This window comes from Phenylobacterium sp. (assembly GCF_016793285.1).
Lineage (GTDB): Bacteria > Pseudomonadota > Alphaproteobacteria > Caulobacterales > Caulobacteraceae > Phenylobacterium.
The window spans coordinates 20,818-39,592 of the sequence record NZ_JAEUMO010000248.1 but is presented as its reverse complement, the minus strand read 5'-3'; the positions used below and the strand labels follow the sequence as shown (position 1 = coordinate 39,592).

The 18,775-nt window shown below is 72.3% G+C and carries 17 protein-coding genes; 11 read left to right on the top strand and 6 right to left on the bottom strand.

Features of this window, described 5'->3' with window-relative positions:
- The 11 genes from JNL41_RS21205 to JNL41_RS21155 all read left to right on the top strand — a co-directional run.
- Positions 1 to 1,396: TonB-dependent receptor (locus tag JNL41_RS21205; RefSeq protein WP_293478178.1), on the top strand; the 1,396-nt coding region annotated here is incomplete at its 5' end.
- Between the two features lie 5 nt (positions 1,397 to 1,401).
- Positions 1,402 to 2,472 carry a hypothetical protein gene (locus tag JNL41_RS21200; RefSeq protein ID WP_293478176.1) on the top strand — a complete coding sequence of 357 codons (1,071 nt, stop codon included), beginning with the start codon at positions 1,402 to 1,404 and terminating at the stop codon, positions 2,470 to 2,472.
- A 10-nt stretch (positions 2,473 to 2,482) separates the two neighbouring features.
- A complete protein-coding gene (locus tag JNL41_RS21195) occupies positions 2,483 to 3,754 on the top strand; it encodes a hypothetical protein (RefSeq protein ID WP_293478174.1) in 1,272 nt (423 codons plus the stop codon).
- A 5-nt stretch (positions 3,755 to 3,759) separates the two neighbouring features.
- On the top strand, positions 3,760 to 4,644 hold the full coding sequence (locus JNL41_RS21190) for a peptidylprolyl isomerase (protein WP_293478172.1): 885 nt from the start codon (positions 3,760 to 3,762) through the stop codon (positions 4,642 to 4,644).
- 37 nt (positions 4,645 to 4,681) lie between these two features.
- Positions 4,682 to 5,662, top strand: coding sequence for a HupE/UreJ family protein (locus JNL41_RS21185; RefSeq protein ID WP_293478170.1), 981 nt, complete (start codon positions 4,682 to 4,684; stop codon positions 5,660 to 5,662).
- Between the two features lie 26 nt (positions 5,663 to 5,688).
- Positions 5,689 to 6,483 carry a TIGR00730 family Rossman fold protein gene (locus tag JNL41_RS21180; RefSeq protein WP_293478168.1) on the top strand — a complete coding sequence of 265 codons (795 nt, stop codon included), beginning with the start codon at positions 5,689 to 5,691 and terminating at the stop codon, positions 6,481 to 6,483.
- 59 nt (positions 6,484 to 6,542) lie between these two features.
- Positions 6,543 to 7,619, top strand: a complete 1,077-nt coding sequence (rutA, locus tag JNL41_RS21175) for a pyrimidine utilization protein A (RefSeq protein ID WP_293478166.1) — start codon at positions 6,543 to 6,545, stop codon at positions 7,617 to 7,619.
- A complete protein-coding gene (gene rutB, locus JNL41_RS21170) occupies positions 7,606 to 8,331 on the top strand; it encodes a pyrimidine utilization protein B (RefSeq protein ID WP_293478165.1) in 726 nt (241 codons plus the stop codon). Before rutA ends, rutB begins: the two co-directional genes overlap by 14 nt.
- Positions 8,332 to 8,339: 8 nt before the next feature.
- Entirely contained in the window at positions 8,340 to 8,729 is a 390-nt protein-coding gene (rutC, locus tag JNL41_RS21165; protein ID WP_293478163.1) for a pyrimidine utilization protein C, read from the top strand.
- Position 8,730: 1 nt separating this feature from the next.
- Complete coding sequence (locus JNL41_RS21160) at positions 8,731 to 9,354, top strand: nitroreductase family protein (RefSeq protein WP_293478161.1); 624 nt, start codon at positions 8,731 to 8,733, stop codon at positions 9,352 to 9,354.
- A 32-nt stretch (positions 9,355 to 9,386) separates the two neighbouring features.
- Entirely contained in the window at positions 9,387 to 10,859 is a 1,473-nt protein-coding gene (locus JNL41_RS21155) for an adenosine deaminase (RefSeq protein ID WP_293478160.1), read from the top strand.
- A gap of 22 nt (positions 10,860 to 10,881) precedes the next feature.
- Here JNL41_RS21155 and guaD read toward each other — a convergent pair whose 3' ends face one another.
- From guaD to xdhA, 6 genes are read right to left on the bottom strand one after another with little or no spacing between them, the layout of a single operon-like run.
- Complete coding sequence (guaD, locus tag JNL41_RS21150; RefSeq protein WP_293478159.1) at positions 10,882 to 12,189, bottom strand: guanine deaminase; 1,308 nt, start codon at positions 12,187 to 12,189, stop codon at positions 10,882 to 10,884.
- 34 nt (positions 12,190 to 12,223) lie between these two features.
- Positions 12,224 to 12,718 (bottom strand): ureidoglycolate lyase, encoded by a 495-nt coding sequence (locus tag JNL41_RS21145; protein WP_293478158.1) that lies wholly within the window; start codon positions 12,716 to 12,718, stop codon positions 12,224 to 12,226.
- The gene (locus JNL41_RS21140) at positions 12,715 to 13,914 is read right to left on the bottom strand and encodes a urate hydroxylase PuuD (protein WP_293478157.1); all 1,200 of its coding nucleotides are present in this window, start codon (positions 13,912 to 13,914) and stop codon (positions 12,715 to 12,717) included. The genes JNL41_RS21145 and JNL41_RS21140 overlap by 4 nt, the downstream gene beginning before the upstream one ends.
- Positions 13,914 to 15,044, bottom strand: a complete 1,131-nt coding sequence (gene xdhC, locus JNL41_RS21135; RefSeq protein ID WP_293478156.1) for a xanthine dehydrogenase accessory protein XdhC — start codon at positions 15,042 to 15,044, stop codon at positions 13,914 to 13,916. The genes JNL41_RS21140 and xdhC overlap by 1 nt, the downstream gene beginning before the upstream one ends.
- Positions 15,037 to 17,346 carry a xanthine dehydrogenase molybdopterin binding subunit gene (gene xdhB / locus JNL41_RS21130; RefSeq protein ID WP_293478155.1) on the bottom strand — a complete coding sequence of 770 codons (2,310 nt, stop codon included), beginning with the start codon at positions 17,344 to 17,346 and terminating at the stop codon, positions 15,037 to 15,039. The genes xdhC and xdhB overlap by 8 nt, the downstream gene beginning before the upstream one ends.
- Positions 17,339 to 18,775 carry a xanthine dehydrogenase small subunit gene (gene xdhA / locus JNL41_RS21125; RefSeq protein WP_293478154.1) on the bottom strand — a complete coding sequence of 479 codons (1,437 nt, stop codon included), beginning with the start codon at positions 18,773 to 18,775 and terminating at the stop codon, positions 17,339 to 17,341. The genes xdhB and xdhA overlap by 8 nt, the downstream gene beginning before the upstream one ends.

The window sequence follows — 18,775 nt, the reverse complement described above, 5'->3', positions numbered from 1 at the left end:
CACGCCGTGGAACACCGACTCCACCGGCAAGCAGCGGGTGAGCAACCTGGAGTTCACCACCCAGACCGACCTCGGCTGGGCCACCCTGTCGACGGTCGTCAACCTGCGCGACCGCCGCGGCCAGAACCAGTACGACCGCGACGCGCTCTCGCGCCAGTTCTTCGACGAACTGTCGGCGATGCCGGGCCGGGTCTCGACCGCCGGCCTCGCCGCCATCCGGGCGGCCGACTACAACCAGGGCGGCGACCAGATCGACCACGCCCGCATCAGCTACTACGACGCCCACCTCGTCGGCGACACGAACGGCGTCAACTGGGTGCTCGGCGGCGAATGGTATCTGCTGAACGACACCACCTCGAGCATCCTCGGCAAGACGCCGACGGCGGCCAGCAACAACTTCGGCACCGTCACCCGCGGCCGGGCGCGCTATTCGTCGTATGCGGTGTACGGGTCGGCGGACTACGACCTGACCGAGCAACTGAAGCTCTCGGGCGACCTGCGCTACACGCACGACGACCGCAACTTCCTGGCCCGCCAGTTCCTGTTCGTCACCGACACCCCGGTGGCCGGCGCCAGCGTCAACCCGACGGGCGAGCGCAAGCAGGACAACGTCTCGTACACCGCCACCGTCGCCTACAAGCCGACGTCCCTGATGATGATGTACGCCAAGATCGGCTCGGCCTACCGGGCGGGCGGCTTCAACGGCAACCTCGGCGACTCGCGCCAGGATCCGGTGCTCGCGCCGCCCCCCGAGTTCGACAACGAGACGGTCACGGCCTACGAGGTCGGCTTCAAGGGCAACCTGGCCAGCAACATCTACGTCACGGCCGCCGGCTACTCGAACCACTACAAGAACCTGGTGATCCAGGGCGACAACGGCTGCCGCGCCAACAACCCGGCGTGCCCCGTGCAGGCGACGTCGTATGCGTTCAACGCCGGTCCGGCGACCCTGTGGGGCGTCGAGGTCGAAGCGACCGCGCGGGCCCAGGTCGCGGGCGGCAACCTGCGGGTCACCGTGGGCGGCTCGCGCCAGGGCGGCCACGTCAAGGGCGGCCGCTACGACGGCTACAAGCAGCCGCAGCAGCCCAAGTGGACCCAGACCTTCACGGTCAACTACCGCCACGACATCACCGAGGGCGTCAGCGGCTACGTGAACCTCAACGGCAACGCCCGTCAGGGCGGTGTCCAGGAGGCCAACCAGACGACGTTGCTGCACGACTACGTGCTGTTCAACGTGCGCGCCGGCGTGAGCTGGAAGTACTACGACCTGACCGCCTTCGTGAACAACGCCGGCCAGGAGAACTACCTCGTGTTCCACGCGCCGTCGGCCACCGGCGACGTGCGCCGCTACAACCTGCCGCGCACCTGGGGCGCCCAGCTCCGCTTCACCTGGTAACGGGCGTGCAGGGGTTCGCTTCGGCCGTCGCCGCGCTCGCCGTTCTCCTCGCGGGCGCGGCGGCGCCGAGCCTCGCGGCGCCCAGCCTCGCGACGCCGGGTCTCGCGGCGGGGACGCCCGCCGCGGCGGCCGCGCAGGGTGTGGAGATCCGCTACGGACAGTGGACCGACCCGGCCCGGGACGGCCGGGTCGTGCCGTACAAGCTGTACCTGCCGACGGGGCCGGGCCCGTTCCCGCTGGTGATCCACAGCCACGGCCTGGGCGGCAGCCGCGAGGCGTCCGCCTACATCCTGACCGCGGTCGCGCAGGCGGGCTACGCGGTGGTGGCCGTGCAGCACGCGGGCTCCGACACCGCGCTGCTGGCGGGCGGCGGCCCTCCTGTGGCGGAGGCGGCGCGGGTCGCGGCCGGCCGGGCCGGCATGACCAGCGACGCGGCGCGCGGCCGCTACGGCGACATCCCGTTCGCGCTGGACCGGATCGCCGCGGACCCGGCGCTCGCCGGCAAGGTCGACCTGGGCCGCGTCGGCATGTCGGGCCATTCCTACGGCGCGCTCTCGACCCTGACCGCGGTGGGCCAGCGGCTGCCGGCCATGCCCGGCGACACGGCCTTCATGGAGCCGCGCATCAAGGCCGCGATCGCCTACAGCCCCAACAAGCCGCGCGGCGACGACGCCAGGGCCGCCTTTGCGCGGATCAGGACGCCGATGCTGCATTTCACCGGCACGGCCGACGCCACACCCTTCGATCTGGAGAAGACGCCGTTCGAGCGGACCACGCCTTTCCAGGCGATCCAGGGCGCCGACCAGTTCCTGATCGTCCTGACCGGCGCCGACCACGCGCTGTTCGGCGGTCGGCGCGATCAACTGAAGCAGTTGAAGCCGATCGACCCGCCGCAGATGGAGATCGTGAAGACCGAGACCGTGCGGTTCTGGGACGCCTATCTGAAGGGCGACAGGGCGGCGCTGGCCGCCGAATGCGACCTGCCCGCGCGGATCGCCGGAGCCGGGAGCGCATACACCAAGGCTATGCGCTGCGGACCGCCGACGCCCATCGAAACGGTCGAGGGCCTGCGCTAGCGTCGGAGGCATGAGCGAACCGGTCCAAGCTTCCCGCCGCGCCGTGCTGGGCGCACCGTTCCTGGTCGCGGGAACCTCTGCCGTGGCCGCCGCCGCGCCCGTCGCCGCCGCCGACGAGGCGGAGGCCAGGCGCATCCTCGAGCGCTACCACGGCTTCGGCGTGAAGGCGTCCGGCGGGCCCGGCGACACCGCCACCGGCGTCTGGCTCGAAGACGAGCTGAGGGCGCTGGGCTACGCGACCGCCCGGCAGACCATCGAGACGCCGGCCTACGAGGGCGAGGCGACGCTGACCTGCGGCGCGGCGACGGCCGACCTGATCCCGCAGGCGCATGTGCAGACCACGCCCGGCCTGACCGCGCCCCTCAGCCTGGGCGGCGGCGGCATCTCGATCCTGGCGCTGCCCTACGCGCGCTGGTCCACGGCCAAGGGCGACGTCGCGCGGCGCGTACACGCCCTGTTCGCCAAGGGCGCGCAGGCGGTGGTGATCGTGACCACCGGGCCGAGCGGCGAGGCGCTGGCCCTGAACGCGCCGGTCGACGCGCCGCTCTTCGACAGGCCGGTCGCCGTGCTGGCCCCGAAGGCCGCCGAGCCGTTCCTGCAGGCGGCGGCCCGCGGCGAGACGGCGACGATCGCCATCCCGGGCCGCGCCTTCCGCCGCCCGGCGTTCAACGTCACCGCGAAGCTGGATCGCAAGGCCGCGAAATGGCTGGTGATCTCGACGCCGCGCTCGGGCTGGTTCACCTGCGCGGGGGAGCGGGGCACGGGCGTGGCGGCCTGGCTGATGCTCGTGAAGTGGGCCGCGACGGCGAAGCTTCCGGTGAACGTCGCCGTGATCGCCACGACAGGCCACGAGTACGAGTACGCGGGCGGCGAGGCGTTCATCCATGCGCTGGCGCCGAAGCCCCGGGACACCGCGCTCTGGGTGCATCTGGGCGCCAACGTCGCGGCCCGCGACTGGCACGAGCGCGGGACCTTCCTGTCGCCGCTGCCCAGCATGGACCCGCAGCATTTCCTGCTGGTCAGCCACCCGCTGGCGGCGGCCAGCGCCCGGGCGTTCGCCGGGATGCCGGGCCTGGAGCAGGTGTACGAGGCCGACCCCCGGCAGGCCGCGGGCGAGCTGGGCAGCATCCTGGCCGCCGGCTACGACCCGGTCATGGGCATCTTCGGCAGCCACCGCTTCCACCACGCGCGCAACGACGACCTGCGCTGCGTCTCCGCGGCGCTGGCGCCGCCCGTGGCGCACGCCTTCGCCCAGGTGATCGCGGGCGCGCTGAAGGCTTGAGCGGCGTGGCGGAGCAGACGACGCAGGCGGGCGGCGCGACGCCCGGGTCCGCCAGGGGCGGCCGGGTGCGCCGGATCCTGCGCGAGCCGCTGCTGCATTTCTTCGTGGCCGGCCTGCTGCTGTTCCTGGCCGGGCAGGCGTGGCGCGACGCCAACGACCGCCGCACCATCACCGTGACGCCCCAGCGCGTGGCGGCGCTGGCCCAGACCTACCGCCTGCAGTTCGGCGCGCCGCCGTCGCCCCGGCAACTGGAGGACGCTGTCGACGCCTGGGTGCGCGAGGAGGCCATGGTCCGCGAGGGCCAGGCGATGGGCTTCGACCGCGACGACGAGGTGGTCCGCCGCCGCATCGCCCAGAAGGTCGAGTTCCTCTACCAGGACCGCAGCCTGCCGAAGCCGCCGGACGAGGCCGAACTGAGAGCCTGGTTCGATGCGCGCGCGGCCCGCTACGCCGCGCCGGTCCGCACCAGTTTCAACCACCTCTACTTCTCGCCCGACCGGCCGGGCGACGCCGGCGCGCGCGCGCAGGCGGCGCTGACCGCGCTCATCGGCGGCGCGCCGCCCGACGCCGTCGACGCCGACCCGTACCCCGAGCAGTCGCGCTATGCGGCGCTCACGGCCACCGAGGCGCGGCGGCTGTTCGGCGACACCGAGCTCGCGGCGCGGATCGACGGCGCCCCGGTGCGCGCCTGGTCCGGTCCCTATCGGTCCGGCTACGGCTGGCATCTCGTCTACGTGACCGACCGCGCGCCGGCCGGCCGCGCGCCGTTCGAGACCGTGCAGGCGCAGGTGCTGCAGGACTATCTGGCCGACACCCAGGCGCAGGCGAACGCCAAGGCCGTGGCCAGGCTGGTCGGCCGCTATCGCGTGGTGCGCGAGGACAGGCCGTGAGCCCGGCCTTCGGAGCTCCCGAAGGAAGCGCAGCCGGATGAGCCGCATCCTGGCGCTGCTGCTCCTCGCGGCGGCGTTCCTCTGGCCGGCCGCCGCCGCGGCGCACGAGGTGCGGCCGGCCCTGCTGCAGATCACCGAGCAGTCGGCGGGCCACTGGCGGGTCTACTGGAAGCAGCCGGCGATGGGCGAGGTGATCCTGTCGCTGAAGCCGCAGCTCTCCTCGGGCTGGCTGGCCGCCAGGCCTGCCGAGGAGTACGCCGCGCCCGGGTTCCTCGTGCGGACGTGGGACGTCAGGTCGCCGGCGCCGCTGGATGGCCAGACGCTGCGGATCGCCGGCCTGGAGCGCTCGATCACCGACGTCCTGGTGCAGGTCGACCTCGCGGACGGCCGCCGGATCGAGACGGTGGTGAAGCCGATCCAGCCCACCTACCGCTTCGCGCTGGCCAGGGCCGCGGCGCCGGCCGTGCCCGCCTACCTGAAGCTCGGCGTCGAGCACATCCTGATGGGCGTCGACCACCTGGCGTTCGTGCTGGGCCTGCTGCTGCTGGTGGGCCCGAACCGCAACCTGATCAAGGCCGTCACCGCCTTCACGGTCGCCCACAGCCTCACGCTCGCCGCCGCCGCCCTGGGCTGGGTCCATGTCCCCTCGGCGCTGGTGGAGAGCCTCGTCGCGCTCTCGATCGTGTTCGTCGCCGCCGAACTGCTTCGCGACGGGCCCAGCGTCACGCGCCGCTGGCCCTGGCTGGTGGCCTTCATCTTCGGGCTGCTGCACGGGCTGGCGTTCGCCGGCGCCCTGGCCGAGATCGGGCTGCCGCCGCGGGCGGTCGCGGCCTCGCTGCTGCTCTTCAACATCGGCGTGGAGCTGGGGCAGCTCATGTTCGTGGCGGTCGCGGTGGCCGTGATGCTGGCGCTGCGCCGCCTGAAGCTGCCGGCGCGCGCCCGGCTGATCGCGCCCTACGCCATCGGGAGCTTCGCGGCCTTCTGGTTCATCGAGCGCGTCGTGGTGGTGTTCCAGTGACGCGAACGGCGGCCTAGAAGGGCCGGATGACCGAGAACGACCACCCGTCCGCCCAGCAGATGGCGTCGCCGACCTACCGGCTGGCCTCGCTGGACCCCGACTTCATCCTGCAGCACTCCCAGCGCGGCGTGCGGCTGATGCTGGAATTCTCCAAGTGCGACGAGGCGCTGCGCGCCTGGAGCGTGCGCTCCACCATCGTCGTCTTCGGCTCGGCGCGGATCCGGGAGGACGGCTCGGACGACCACCGGCGCTGGTACGCCGAGGCGCGCCGGTTCGGCGAGATCGCCTCGCGGGAGGGCGGCGCGCGGCTGTCCGACCGCCAGGAGCGGCACAACGTGATCTGCACCGGCGGCGGGCCGGGGGTGATGGAGGCGGCCAACCGCGGCGCCTGCGACGCCGGCGCGCCGTCGATCGGACTCAACATCACCCTGCCGCACGAGCAGTACCCGAACAGCTATTCGACGCCCGAGTTGACGTTCCGCTTCCACTACTTCGCGGTGCGCAAGATGCATCTGGCGATGCGGGCGACCGCGCTCGTGGTGTTCCCCGGCGGCTTCGGCACGCTGGACGAACTCTTCGAGATCCTGACCCTGCGCCAGACCGAGAAGAGCCAGCCGATCCCGATCGTGCTGTTCGACCAGGCCTACTGGCGCTCGATCATCAACTTCGAAGCGTTGATCGCGCGCGGGATGATCGCCGAGGCGGACCTGGGCCTCTTCCGGTTCGCCGAGAGTGCGGAAGAGGTCTGGCAATGCCTGCTGGACGGCGGGCTGAAGCCTTACCGGCAGCCGGACTGGGATCCCAACCCGCACGACCCCTGAGCCCGCTTGCGTTCGGCCGCCCGGCGGCGCCAACTCACCGGCTGCGTCAGGGGAATCCCATGGAAATCGGCGTCTTCATCCCGATCGGCAACAACGGCTGGCTCATCTCGACCACCTCGCCGCAGTACATGCCGAGCTTCGCGCTCAACAAGGAGATCGTCCAGAAGGCCGAGCGCCATGGCTTCGACTTCGCGCTCTCCATGATCAAGCTGCGCGGCTTCGGCGGGAAGAGCGAGTTCTGGGAGCACAACCTCGAGAGCTTCACCCTGATGGCGGGCCTCGCGGCGGTGACGTCGAAGATCAAGCTGTTCGCCACCGTCGCGACGCTGACGATCCCGCCGGCCATCGTTGCGCGCATGGCGTCGACCATCGATTCCATCGCGCCCGGCCGCTTCGGCATCAACCTCGTCACCGGATGGCAGAAGGCCGAGTACGACCAGATGGGCCTGTGGCCGGGCGAGAGCCACTACGCCGACCGCTACAACTACCTCGCCGAGTACGCGACGGTGCTGAAGGGGCTGATGGAGACCGGCGTCTCCGACTTCAAGGGCAAGTACCTGACGATGAACGACTGCCGGGTCTCGCCGAAGCCGACGCCGGGCGTGAAGATCATCTGCGCCGGATCGTCCGACGAGGGCCTGGCCTTCACCGCCGAGTATGCCGACTACTCGTTCGCGCTGGGCAAGGGGACCAACACGCCCACCGCGTTCGCCGGGGTGAACGACCGCCTCGCCGCCGCCAAGGCCAGGACCGGCCGCGACGTCGCCGCCTACATCCTCTTCATGGTCATCGCCGACGAGACCGACGAGAAGGCCATGGCCAAGTGGCGGCTATACCGCGACGGCGCCGACCAGGACGCGCTGGCCTGGCTCACCAACCAGGCCGCGCCGAACGCCCAGGGCGGCACCTCGAACACCAACACCACCCAGCTCGCCGCGCCGGAGTCGGCGGTGAACCTCAACATGGGCACCCTGGTGGGGAGCTACGAGAACATCGCCCGCATGCTGGACGAAGTGGCGGGCGTGCCCGGGACCGCCGGCGTCCTGCTGACCTTCGACGACTTCGTGCGGGGGGTCGAAGACTTCGGGACGAAGATCCAGCCGCTGATGCAGAGCCGCCAGCATGTCGGCGCCTAGGCCCACCGTCCCCATCGCCGGCGCCGTGACGCTGCCGGCGCGGCCCGAGAACCTGCCCATCGACCCCAAGGCGACCGCGTTGATCGTGGTCGACATGCAGAACGCCTATGCCTCGCCCGGCGGCTACCTCGACATCGCCGGGTTCGACATCGGCGGCGCGGCGGCCGTCATCGAGAAGATCGCCGTGCTGGTCGAGGCTTCGCGAAGGGCCGGCGTGCAGATCGTGTTCTTCCAGAACGGCTGGGACCCGGACTACGCCGAAGCCGGCGGCGAGGGGTCTCCCAACTGGTGGAAGTCGAATGCGCTCAAGACCATGCGCGACAAGCCGGAACTCTCGGGCACGCTGCTCGCCAAGGGGACCTGGGACTACGCCCTGGTCGACCGCCTGACGCCGCAGCGGGGCGACATCGTCATCGAGAAGCCGCGCTACTCGGCCTTCTACAACACCGCGCTCGACTCGATGCTGCGGGCGCGCGGCATCAGGAACCTCGCCTTCTGCGGCATCGCCACCAACGTCTGCGTCGAGTCGACCCTGCGCGACGGCTTCCACCGCGAGTACTTCGGCGTGCTGATCGAGGACGCCACGCACCAGGCCGGCCCGGCCTTCCTGCAGGAAGCCACCGTCTTCAACGTCGAGCGGTTCTTCGGCTGGGTGTCGAACACCGCCGACTTCTGCGGCGCCGTCGGCCAGGCGCCGCCCGAGAACATCTAGGAGAGCGAATGCCCAAGACCGTCATCACCCCACCTGGGACGCAGACGCCCATCGCACCGTTCTCGCCGGGCACGCTGGCCGACGGCGTGGTCTACGTCTCCGGGACGCTCGCCTTCGACAAGGACAACGGCGTCGCCCACGTCGGCGACGCGGAGGCCCAGACGCGGCAGGTGCTGGAGACCATCAAGTCCGTCATCGAGACCGCCGGCGGCACGATGGACGACGTCACCATGAACCACATCTTCCTGAAGGATTGGGCCGACTACGCGGCCATGAACAAGGTCTACGCCGAGTACTTCCCGGGCGAGAAGCCGGCGCGGTTCTGCATCGTCTGCGGGCTGGTGCGGCCGGACTTCCTGGTCGAGATCGCCTCCATCGCGCACGTGGGGAAGAAGTAGGGTGACGCAGACGCTGAACGGCCGCACGGCCGAGTACGAGGTCGATCCGATCTTCCTGCAGCGCTGGTCGCCGCGCGCCTTCACCGGCGAGGCGATGCCGCACGAAGACCTGCTGCGCCTGTTCGAGGCCGCCCACTGGGCGCCCTCGGCCTTCAATGGCCAGCCCTGGCGGTTCGTCTACGCGCACCGCGACACGCCGGCCTGGGCGCCGCTGTTCGACCTCCTGATCCCCTACAACCAGTCCTGGGCGAAGAACGCCTCGGTCCTGATGTTCGTCGTCTCCGACCGCTTCCGCCGCACCGAGGGCCGCGACCCGGCGCCGGTGCGCAGCCACGCGTTCGACGCCGGCGCCGCCTGGGGCTACCTCGCGCTGGAGGCGAGCCGCATCGGCTGGGCCGCGCACGGCATGGCGGGCTTCGATCTCGCGCGGTCCTACGACGCGCTCGGCGTCGACGCCGACCAGTACGAGGTCCACGCCGCGATCGCCGTCGGCAGGATCGCCGATCCCGAGGTCCTCGACGAGGCGCTGCGCGCCCGCGAAGTCCCCAGCGGCCGCAACGCCGTCGCCACCTTCGCCTTCGAGGGCAGGCTCGGCGGCCAGCGGGCGGCGGCGCCCGAAGCTTGACCGCGCGGGCGAGCTTTGGCCGGTTGACCGCCATGCGAAGACTCCTGACCCCCCTCGCAGCGGCGCTCGCGCTCGCGACCCCCGCCGCCGCCGCGCCCCCGGACCTGGCGAAGATGGGCGCGGCCGAGCTCGCCGCCTTCCTGAAGGCGTTCCCGAAGGGGGGCGAGCTGCACAACCACCTGGGCGGCGGCGCGCCGGCCGAGGACATCCTGGCCTGGGCGGCGCAGGACGGGCTCTGCGTCGACACCGCGGCCCTGGCCATCAGCTTCGCCTGCGCCGGCGAGGCCATGAAGCCCGCCGCCGAGGTCCAGGCCAGCGAGCCGCTGCGCTCGGCCCTGATCGACAGCCTGACGACGCGCCGTCCCGGCTTCCGCGACCGCTCGGGTCACGACCAGTTCTTCACCGCCTTCGCCCGCCGCGCGACCACGCCGAAGCGCGCCGGCGACGCGCTCGCCGAAACGCTGGACGGCCTCGCGCGGCAGAACACCTTCTACGCCGAGCTGATGGTGACGCCGCAGTTCGGCCCGTCGCGGGGCCTGGGCGCGCGCGTCGGCTGGCGGGGGACGCCGGCGGCCACCAGGGCGGCGCTCGCCGCGGCCGGGATCGACGGCCTGGTCCCCGCGGTCAGCGCCGACACCGACCGGATCGTCGAGCGCGCGCGCGAGGTCCTGCGGTGCGGCGCCGCGGACGAGCGGCCGGGCTGCCAGGTGACGTTCCGCTTCCTCGCCCAGGCCCTGCGCGACGGGCCGCCCGAGCAGACGATGGCCCAGCTCCAGATGGGCGTCGCGGTGGTGGCGGCCGACCGGCGCTGGGTCGGCCTGCAGCTCGTGGCGCCGGAGGACGGCTTCGACTCCACCCGCTACTACGACCTGCACATGCAGATCGTGGACCTGCTGACCGACCACGGCCGCGCGACGCCGGTGGCCCTGCACGCCGGCGAGCTCACCCTGAAGCTCGTGACGCCCAGGACCCTCAGCCACCACGTCCGCGACGCGGTCCGCGTGGCCGGCGCCCGCCGCATCGGCCACGGCGTGGCGCTCCCCGAGGAGGTCGGCGCCGACGCCACCGCCGAGGAGATGGCGGCGAAGGGCGTGCTGATCGAGGTCAACATGCTCTCCAACCAGGCGATCCTGGAGATCGACCCGAAGGATCACCCCTACGCCTGGTTCCGGAAGAAGGGCGTGCCGGTGGCCCTCTCCACCGACGACGCCGGCATCACGCGCACCGAGCTCTCGGGCGACTACGCGGCCGCGGTGAGGAACGGAGCGACCTATGCCGACCTGAAGACCGCCGCGCGCAACGCCATCGCCTTCAGCTTCCTGGCGGGCGACGGCCTCTGGGCCGACCCGAACGTCTATCGCCGGCCCGTCGCCGCCTGCGCCGGCCAGATCGGCGCCGAGACGCCGAAGGGCGCCTGCGCCGGCCTCGTCGCCAGGAGCGACAAGGCCCGCGAGCAGTGGCGGCACGAGCGGTTGCTGAAGGCCTTCGAGGCGGCCCGCTTCTGAAGGCCGCGACGAGGCCCGCAGTTCAGGCGCCGCCGCGGACGTGGGCCGGGCGGCCGGCCAGATAGGTGCGCTCGACCGCGCGGTCGTCGGCGAGGACGCAGAGGATGAACAGGGTCTCCGCCAGCGTCCCGGCGCTCCTCGTCCGGCGCGCCAGGAGCGGCGTGGCGGCCAGGTCGAGCACCACGAAGTCGGCCTCCTTGCCCGGGAGGAGGTTGCCGACCTTGTCGTCGATGCGCAGGGCGCGCGCGCCGGCCAGCGTGCCGAGATAGAAGGCGTGCAGCGGGTCCAGGTTGTCGCCCAGGAGCTGCCCCACCTTGTAGGCCTCGCCCATCATGGCGAGCAGCGAGAACGAGCCCCCGCCGCCGACGTCGGTGCCGAGCGCGGTGTTCACGCCGCAGCGGCACGCCCGCCTCAGGCTGAACAGCCCGCTGCCCAGCAGCAGGTTGGACGAGGGGCAGAAGGCGGCCGAGGCGCCGGCCGCGGCCAGCCGGCCGAACGCGTCGTCCGTCGCGTGGACGCAGTGCGCGAAGACCGAGCGGCGTCCCACCAGGCCGTGCCGCTCGTAGACCGCGAGGTAGTCGCGGTCCTGGGGGAAGCGGCGCGACACCTCGGCGATCTCGGCCGGGTTCTCGGACATGTGCGTGTGGAGCAGCGCCTCGGGGTGGGCCGCCAGCACCTCGCCGGCCATGGCGAGCTGCTCGTCGCTGGAGGTCACGGCGAAGCGCGGCGTCACGGCGTAGCCGAGGCGCCCGCGGCCCCGCCATGTGCGGATCAGCGCCTCGGTGTCGGCGCGGCCGCCCTCCACGGTGTCGGTGAGGCCGGCGGGCGCGTTGCTGTCCATCAGCACCTTGCCGGCGATCAGGCGCATGTTGCGCGCGAGCGCCGCCTCGAAGAGCGCGTCGGCCGAGGTCCTGTGGACGGTGCAGAACGCCAGCGCCGAGGTGGTCCCGTTGGCCAGGAGCTGGTCCAGGAACACCTGGGCGACCGCGTCGGCGTGGGCCCGGTCGGCGAAGGCCTGCTCGGCCGGGAAGGTGTGGGTGGCGAGCCAGTCGAGGAGCTGCGTTCCCCACGCGGCGATGACGTCGACCTGCGGGTAGTGGACGTGCGCGTCGACGAAGCCGGGGGTGATGAGGCGGCCGGGCAGCTCGGTGACCGCGACGTCGGCGCCCAGCGTCGGGGCCAGGTCGGCATGGGCGCCGAAGGCCGCGACGTGGCCGTCCTCCACGACCAGGAGGCCGTCGGGGTGGTAGGCCCAGGCGTCGGCCGCCGGCGTGCGCGCCGGATCGTCCAGCATGTGGAGCAGGGCGGCGCGGTAGGCCTGGCGGCTCATCGTGCTTCGCTCCGAGGCCCTGGCGAAGGCGGGCTCATGGCGCGACGGCGATCCAGTCGGCTTCCGCGAGCTCGGCCTCGTCGAGGTTCTCGCCCGCGCCGCCGTCGCGGTCGACCACCAGGAAGTCGCTCTCGGCCTCCAGGGCCAGCAGGAAGTGGTGCCACGTCCCCCTGGCGTAGTTCACTCCTTGCGTCGCGGCGGCGCGGAACACGCGCACGGCGGCCGGGTCGAAGTCGCCGCCGCCCGGCGCGACCGCCACCAGGAACGGCCGGCCGTCCAGCGGCATGAAGGCCTGGCTGCCCAGCGGGTGGCGCTCGAAGACCTTCAGTACGGGCGGCGTCAGCGGCCTCGAGCGGAAGATGCTGATGATCGCGCGCCCGTCGCCCACCGCGACGTCGGCCAGCGCATTGAAGCGGGTGGTCCAGCCTTGGTTGATCGGCATGACCTCCGCCTCGTCGGTGGCCTCGATCACATCGCCGAACGGGGCGAAGGCGTCGGCGGTCAGGGGCTCGGGAACGATCCGCCTCATGTCCTGGCCCCCGACCTGATCCACGCCCCCAGCTTGCCGCGCTCCTCCGCCGTCATGCCGGTCTCGTTGCCCTGCGGCATCGAGGTGGTGGCCACCGCGCGCTCGTAGATGCGCTGGGCGTGCTTCCGCAGCCCCTCGGCCGTGTCGAACATCGCCCCGTTCGGGGCGACGGGAACGCCGCGGTGCGTCGGATGCGCCGCGTGGCAGGTGACGCAATGCCGGTCGACGATGGCGCGGACCTCGGCGTAGGCGGGAACCCCGGCGACCGCCGCCGGCTTCGGCCGCGCGGTCTCGTTGAGCACCGCCACGGTCAGGAAGGCCAGGGCGCCGAACACCAGCACCTGCGGCTCCGTGCGCCCGGCGTTCCGCAGGTTGAAGAAGTGGCGGATCGTCCAGCCGGCGATCCCCAGCCCCGCCAGCCACAGCCAGTTCAGCGGGGCGGCGAAGATCATCGGGTAGTGGTTGCTGATCATGATGAACAGCACCGGCAGCGTCATGTAGTTGTTGTGGACCGAACGCTGCTTGGCCTGCTTGCCGAGGGCCGGGTCGGGCGTCTCGCCCGCCAGCACCTGGGCCACCACCTTGCGCTGGTTCGGGATGATGATCATCAGCACGTTGGCGGCCATCACCGTGCCGATGATCGCGCCCACATGCATGAAGGCGCCGAGGTCGGAGAAGACGCGCGTCAGGCCCCACCCGGCGGCCACGAGAACGGCGAACCACACGACGCTGAAAAGCCTCAGGTTCTGCCCGACGGGCGAGCGGCAGAGGCCGTCGTAGACCGCCCACCCGGCGACCAGGCTGCCGAGGCCCAGGGCGATGGCCTGCCAGCCGGCGAGGTCGGCCCTGCTCCTGTCGATAAGGTTGAGGTCGGCGCCCACGTAGAAGATCAGACCGAGCAGCAGGAAGCCCGAGATCCAGGTGGTGTAGGCCTCCCACTTGAACCAGTGCAGGTCCTGCGGCATCCCGGCCGGGGCCACCATGAACTTCATCTGCCGGTAGAAGCCGCCCGAGTGGACGCTCCAGAGTTCGCCGGCGACGCCCCCCTCCGGAACATCGGCCGGCGCGTCGTCGGGCTTCTTCAGATGGCTGTCCAGCCACATGAAATAGAAGGACGATCCGATCCAGGAGATGCCCGCGATCAGGTGCAGCCAGCGGATCGCCAGATTGGCCCAGATCTCCAGCGCCGCCACCATCAGGCGTCCGCGTCCCCGGCGGCTTCGGTCAGCTTCAGCAATTGGGCCGCGAGCGCGATCGCGATCACCGCCGGCTCCTTCGACCTCAGGTCGGCGATGCCGATGGGGCAGGTGAGGCGGGCGAGTTCGGCTTCGGTCACGCCGTCGTCGCGCAGGCGCCGGTCGAAGCGCGCCCGTTTGGTGCGCGAGCCGATCAGGCCGACGTAGGCCAGGTCGTCCCGCCGCAGCGCCGCCAGCGTCAGCCGGTAGTCGAGATCGTGGCTGTGCGTGAAGATCGCCACCAGCGTGCCGGCCGGGGCCGCCTCGACGGCCTCCACCAGTTCGTCCTCCGGGAAGATCTCGGCCCGCGTGCCGCTGGCTTCCGGCCGCAGATCCTCGCGGCTGGCCAGCCAGTCGAGGTGGAAGGGCAGGGGCGCGAACGCCCGCGCCACGGCCTGGCCGACGTGGCCCGCGCCGAAGATGACCACGCGCGGCAGCGCGGGGCGGATCGTTTCGGACAAGCAGCGCACCTCCATGATCGGGGTCGTCGGACCGTCCGAGCCGTGCGGTCCCGGCCCGTCCAGCGAACGGCTCATGCGGCCCCCGGCGAACCTCGCGGTCAAGGCGAAGGGGCCGCGCGCCGCGGCCGCCGGCGTCAGCCACGCCAGGCTCTCGCCGTCCAGGCGCTCCAGCAGCAGCCGGACGTGGCCGCCGCAGCACTGCCGCAGAAGCGGCCCGAGCGGATAGTCCTGCAGGGCGTGACGACGCACGTCCTGCGCCAGCAGCCGGCGCGCCTGGTCCAGCGCCTGCTTCTCCAGCGCGCCGCCGCCGATGGTGCCGCTGAAGCGGTCGGGCCACACCAGCATCCGCGCGCCGGCCTCGCGCGGCGTGGACCCCCGCGCGCCGACGACGGTCGCCATCGCCAGCGTCTCGCCGCTGCGGACGGACTCCAGCGCCTCGCGGATCCAGCCGGCGGATGTTCGCCCTTCCGCCTCGACGGAGGAAGGGCCGGGGATGGTGGTGTTCGCCGGTCCGTCGACGTCGGGCGCACTCGGCGTCGTGGCCAGATGCGCGATCCGGGCCGCGTCGGCGGCGGCGCCGCCCGATCCTCCGCCCTCGAGGGGGAGGGCCTTCGGGGGCGACCTACCCATGCGCCCGCCTCCGCACGTCGTTGACCGCGGCCAGGATGCGTTCCGGCGTGGCCGGCGCGTCGAGGTTGGGCATCGCCTTGTGGCCGCCGACGCTGGCGACCGCGTCGGTCAGCGCCGAGAACACCGAGATCGCGAGCATCAGCGGCGGCTCGCCGACGGCCTTCGAGCGATGGATCGTCGGTTCGCGGTTCTCGCCCTTCCAGAGCGCCATGTTGAACACGGCCGGCCGGTCGCCCGCGGTGGGGATCTTGTAGGTCGACGGCGCGTGGGTGCGCAGGCGGCCGGTGTCGTCGAACACCAGTTCCTCGGTGGTCAGCCACCCCATGCCCTGGATGAAGCCGCCTTCGATCTGGCCCAGGTCGATGGCCGGGTTCAGCGAGCGGCCGACGTCGTGGAGGATGTCGACGCGGGTGACCCTGTTCTCGCCGGTCAGGGTGTCGATCGCCACCTCCGAGCAGGCCGCGCCGTAGGCGAAGTAGTAGAAGGGGCGGCCCTTGTGGGTCGTCCGGTCGTAGTGGATGTCGGGAGTCTTGTAGAACCCCGCCGCCGAGAGCGAGACGCGGGCCAGGTAGGCCCGGTTCACGAAGTCGCGGAACGGGAACAACTCGGCCCCCACCTGCACGCCGTCGGGGGTGAAGCGCGGTTCGTGGCCGTGGTCCGCACGGGCCCACTCGGCGAGCCGCTGCTTGATCTGCTCGCAGGCGTGCAGCGCCGCCATGCCGTTGAGGTCGCTGCCGGACGAGGCGGCGGTGGCGGAGGTGTTCGGCGCCTTGTCGGTGCGCGTCGAGGTGATGCGGACGGACGCCAGCGGGACCTGGAAGGCGTCGGCGACGACCTGCGCGACCTTCACGTTCAGGCCCTGGCCCATCTCGGTCCCGCCGTGGTTCAGGTGTATCGAGCCGTCCGTGTAGACATGCACCAGGGCGGCGGCCTGGTTCAGGTGGGTGGTCGTGAACGAGATGCCGAACTTCACCGGCGTCAGCGCCAGCCCCCGCTTCAGGTGGCCCTCGCCGGCGTTCCAGGCGGCGACCGCCTTGCGGCGCGCGCGGTAGTCGCAGTCGGCCGCCAGCGCCTCGACGATCTCGCGGATGACGGCGTCCTCGACGGTCTGGCCGTAGGGCGTGGCGTCGCCCGCGACGCCGTAGAGGTTGGCGAGGCGCACGTCGAGCGGGTCCTTGCCCAGGGCCAGCGCGGCGGCGTCCATGGCCCGCTCGACCGCCATCATCCCCTGCGGCCCGCCGAAGCCGCGGAAGGCGGTGTTGGAGACCGTGTGGGTGCGCGTGCGGTGCGAGACGATCTCGGCGGTCTGCAGCGCATAGGCGTTGTCCGCGTGGAACATCGCCCGGTCGTTGATGGCGTGGCTGAGGTCGGCCGAGAAGCCGCAGCGGGAGGCGAACTCGAACTGCGCGCCGTGCAGCTTGCCGTCGCCGTCGAAGCCCAGCGTCCAGTCGATCTCGAAGTCGTGCCGCTTGCCGGTGGCGGTCATGTCGTCGTCGCGGTCGAGGCGGATCTTGGCCGGCCGGCGGGCGACGCGCGCCGCCAGCGCCGCCATCGCGGCCCACTGCACGGATTGGGTCTCCTTGCCGCCGAAGCCGCCGCCCATCCGGCGCACCTCGACGGTGACGGCCGCGTCGGCGCAGCCGAGCACGCGGGCCAGGATGTGCTGGGTCTCGGTCGGGTGCTGCGTCGAGGTCCAGACGTGGAGGTCCGCGCCTTCGCCGGGGATCGCCAGGGCCACCTGGCCCTCGAGGTAGAAATGCTCCTGGCCGCCGACCTGAAGGTGGCCGCGGACCGTGTGCGGAGCGGCGGCGATCGCCGCCCGGGCGTCGCCCAGGACCATGGTCTGGCTGGGCTCGATGAACGCGCCGGCGGCCAGCGCGGCGTCGGCGGTGAGAAGGCGCGGCAGGTCTTCGTACTCGACCACGGCCAGGGCGGCGGCCGCGCGCGCCTTGGGCAGGGTCTCGGCGGCGACGCAGAAGAGCGGCTGCCCCAGGAACTGCACCTCGTCCGTCGCGAACAGCGGCTCGTCGCCGGCGAAGGGGCTGATGTCGTTCCCGCCGGGCACATCGGCGGGGGTGAGCACCGCGACGACGCCGGGCGCGGCGCGGACCGCGGAGAGGTCGAGCTTCGTCACCCTGGCGTGCGCCCGCTGGCTCAGGCCGGCGTGGAGGTGCAGGAGACCGGGCGGCTCGGGGATGTCGTCGATGTAGAGCGCCTCGCCCGAGACGTGGCGCGGGGCGCTGTCGTGGCCGATCGGCGCGTGCAGGACCGGCCGGCCGCGGGCGGCCCCGGAGTCAGCCATGGGCGACCGCCTCGGCGTCGAGCAGGCGCGCCGCGGCGCCCTGGCTCTCCAGGACGGCGCGGCGGATCAGGTTGCCGGCGGCTTCGAGCCGGTAGCCTGCGGAGGCCCGCATGTCGGTGATCGGCGCGAAGTCGTCGGCGAGGGTCCCGACCGCGGTCTCCACCGTCGCGGGCGTCCAGGGTCGGCCGGCGAGCGCCGCCTCGCAGGCAACCGCGCGCTTCGGCGTCGCCGCCATGCCGCCGAAGGCGATGCGCGCGTCGGTGACCCGACCGGCCTCGACGCCCACCGACAGGCCCAGGCAGACCGCTGAGATATCCTGGTCGAAGCGCTTGGAAAGCTTGGCGATCCTGAAGATCCGACCGGCCGCCGGCTTCGGCACGATCACGGCCTCGACGAACTCGCCGGGCGCGCGGTCCTGCCTGCCGTAGGCCAGGAAGTAGGCCTCCAGCGGCAGCTCCCGCCGCGCGGCGCCCCTGCGCAGCACCAGGGTCGCGTCCGCGGCGATCAGCGCCGGCGGCATGTCGCCGATGGGAGAGCCGTTGGCGATGTTGCCGCAGACCGTGCCGAGGTTCCGCACCTGCTGCCCGCCCAGCCGGCGCAGCAGCTCGCCGAAGTCGGGGTGCAGCGCGGCCAGCGCCGCGTGGGCGTCGGCGTAGCGCACGGCCGCGCCGATCCGGATCGCAGGGCCGAGGTCCTCGACGGCCTTCAGGTCCGCGCAGTCGTTCAGCGACACGATCGTCCGCAGCACCCGCCGCTGCTTGGTCACCCACAGGCCGATGTCGGTTCCGCCCGCCAGCACCGTCGCGTCCGGGTTCGCCTCCAGCGTCGCGGCCAGCTCGTCGGCCGACCGCGGCGCGACGAAGCGGCGGCCCTTGTGCTCGATCGCGAGGCCCTCGGCGGGCTGGATCGCCTTCAGCGCCGCGGCGATGTCCGCCTCGGGGGCCGCGCCCATCGCCTGCCCGGCCGCCAGGATCGGACCGTAGCCCGTGCAGCGGCAGAGGTTGCCGGCGAGCGCGTCCTTCAGGCTCTGCGGGTCGCTCGGCGCGCCCTCGCGCTGGTGCGCGTAGAGGCTCATCACGAACCCCGGCGTGCAGAAGCCGCACTGGCTGGCGTGCAGGTCGACCATCGCCTGCTGGACGGGATGCAGCGCGCCTTCGCGCCCCAGGCTCTCGACCGTGAACAGCGCCCGGCCGTCCAGCATCGGCGCGAACAGGATGCAGGCGTTGACCGCGCGGAACCGAACCCGCTCTCCCTCCAGCTCCCCCAGCACGACGGTGCAGGCGCCGCAGTCGCCCTCCGCGCAGCCTTCCTTCGTGCCCGTCCGGCGCAGATGGTAGCGGAGCAGGTTCAGCACCGTCAGCGTCGGGTCGGTGTCGGCCGGCGACTCGCGGACCACGCCGTCGAGCAGGAAGCGGATCGGGCGGGCCAT

Coding starts and splice junctions, on each gene's coding strand:
- JNL41_RS21195 (WP_293478174.1), top strand. CDS start 2,483: ATGAGCGAACCGGTCCAAGCTTCCCGCCGCGCCGTGCTGGGCGCACCG.
- JNL41_RS21185 (WP_293478170.1), top strand. CDS start 4,682: ATGAGCCGCATCCTGGCGCTGCTGCTCCTCGCGGCGGCGTTCCTCTGG.
- JNL41_RS21180 (WP_293478168.1), top strand. CDS start 5,689: ATGACCGAGAACGACCACCCGTCCGCCCAGCAGATGGCGTCGCCGACC.
- rutA (WP_293478166.1), top strand. CDS start 6,543: ATGGAAATCGGCGTCTTCATCCCGATCGGCAACAACGGCTGGCTCATC.
- rutB (WP_293478165.1), top strand. CDS start 7,606: ATGTCGGCGCCTAGGCCCACCGTCCCCATCGCCGGCGCCGTGACGCTG.
- rutC (WP_293478163.1), top strand. CDS start 8,340: ATGCCCAAGACCGTCATCACCCCACCTGGGACGCAGACGCCCATCGCA.
- JNL41_RS21155 (WP_293478160.1), top strand. CDS start 9,387: ATGCGAAGACTCCTGACCCCCCTCGCAGCGGCGCTCGCGCTCGCGACC.
- guaD (WP_293478159.1), bottom strand. CDS start 12,189: ATGAGCCGCCAGGCCTACCGCGCCGCCCTGCTCCACATGCTGGACGAT.
- JNL41_RS21145 (WP_293478158.1), bottom strand. CDS start 12,718: ATGAGGCGGATCGTTCCCGAGCCCCTGACCGCCGACGCCTTCGCCCCG.
- JNL41_RS21140 (WP_293478157.1), bottom strand. CDS start 13,914: ATGGTGGCGGCGCTGGAGATCTGGGCCAATCTGGCGATCCGCTGGCTG.
- xdhC (WP_293478156.1), bottom strand. CDS start 15,044: ATGGGTAGGTCGCCCCCGAAGGCCCTCCCCCTCGAGGGCGGAGGATCG.
- xdhB (WP_293478155.1), bottom strand. CDS start 17,346: ATGGCTGACTCCGGGGCCGCCCGCGGCCGGCCGGTCCTGCACGCGCCG.
- xdhA (WP_293478154.1), bottom strand. CDS start 18,775: ATGGCCCGCCCGATCCGCTTCCTGCTCGACGGCGTGGTCCGCGAGTCG.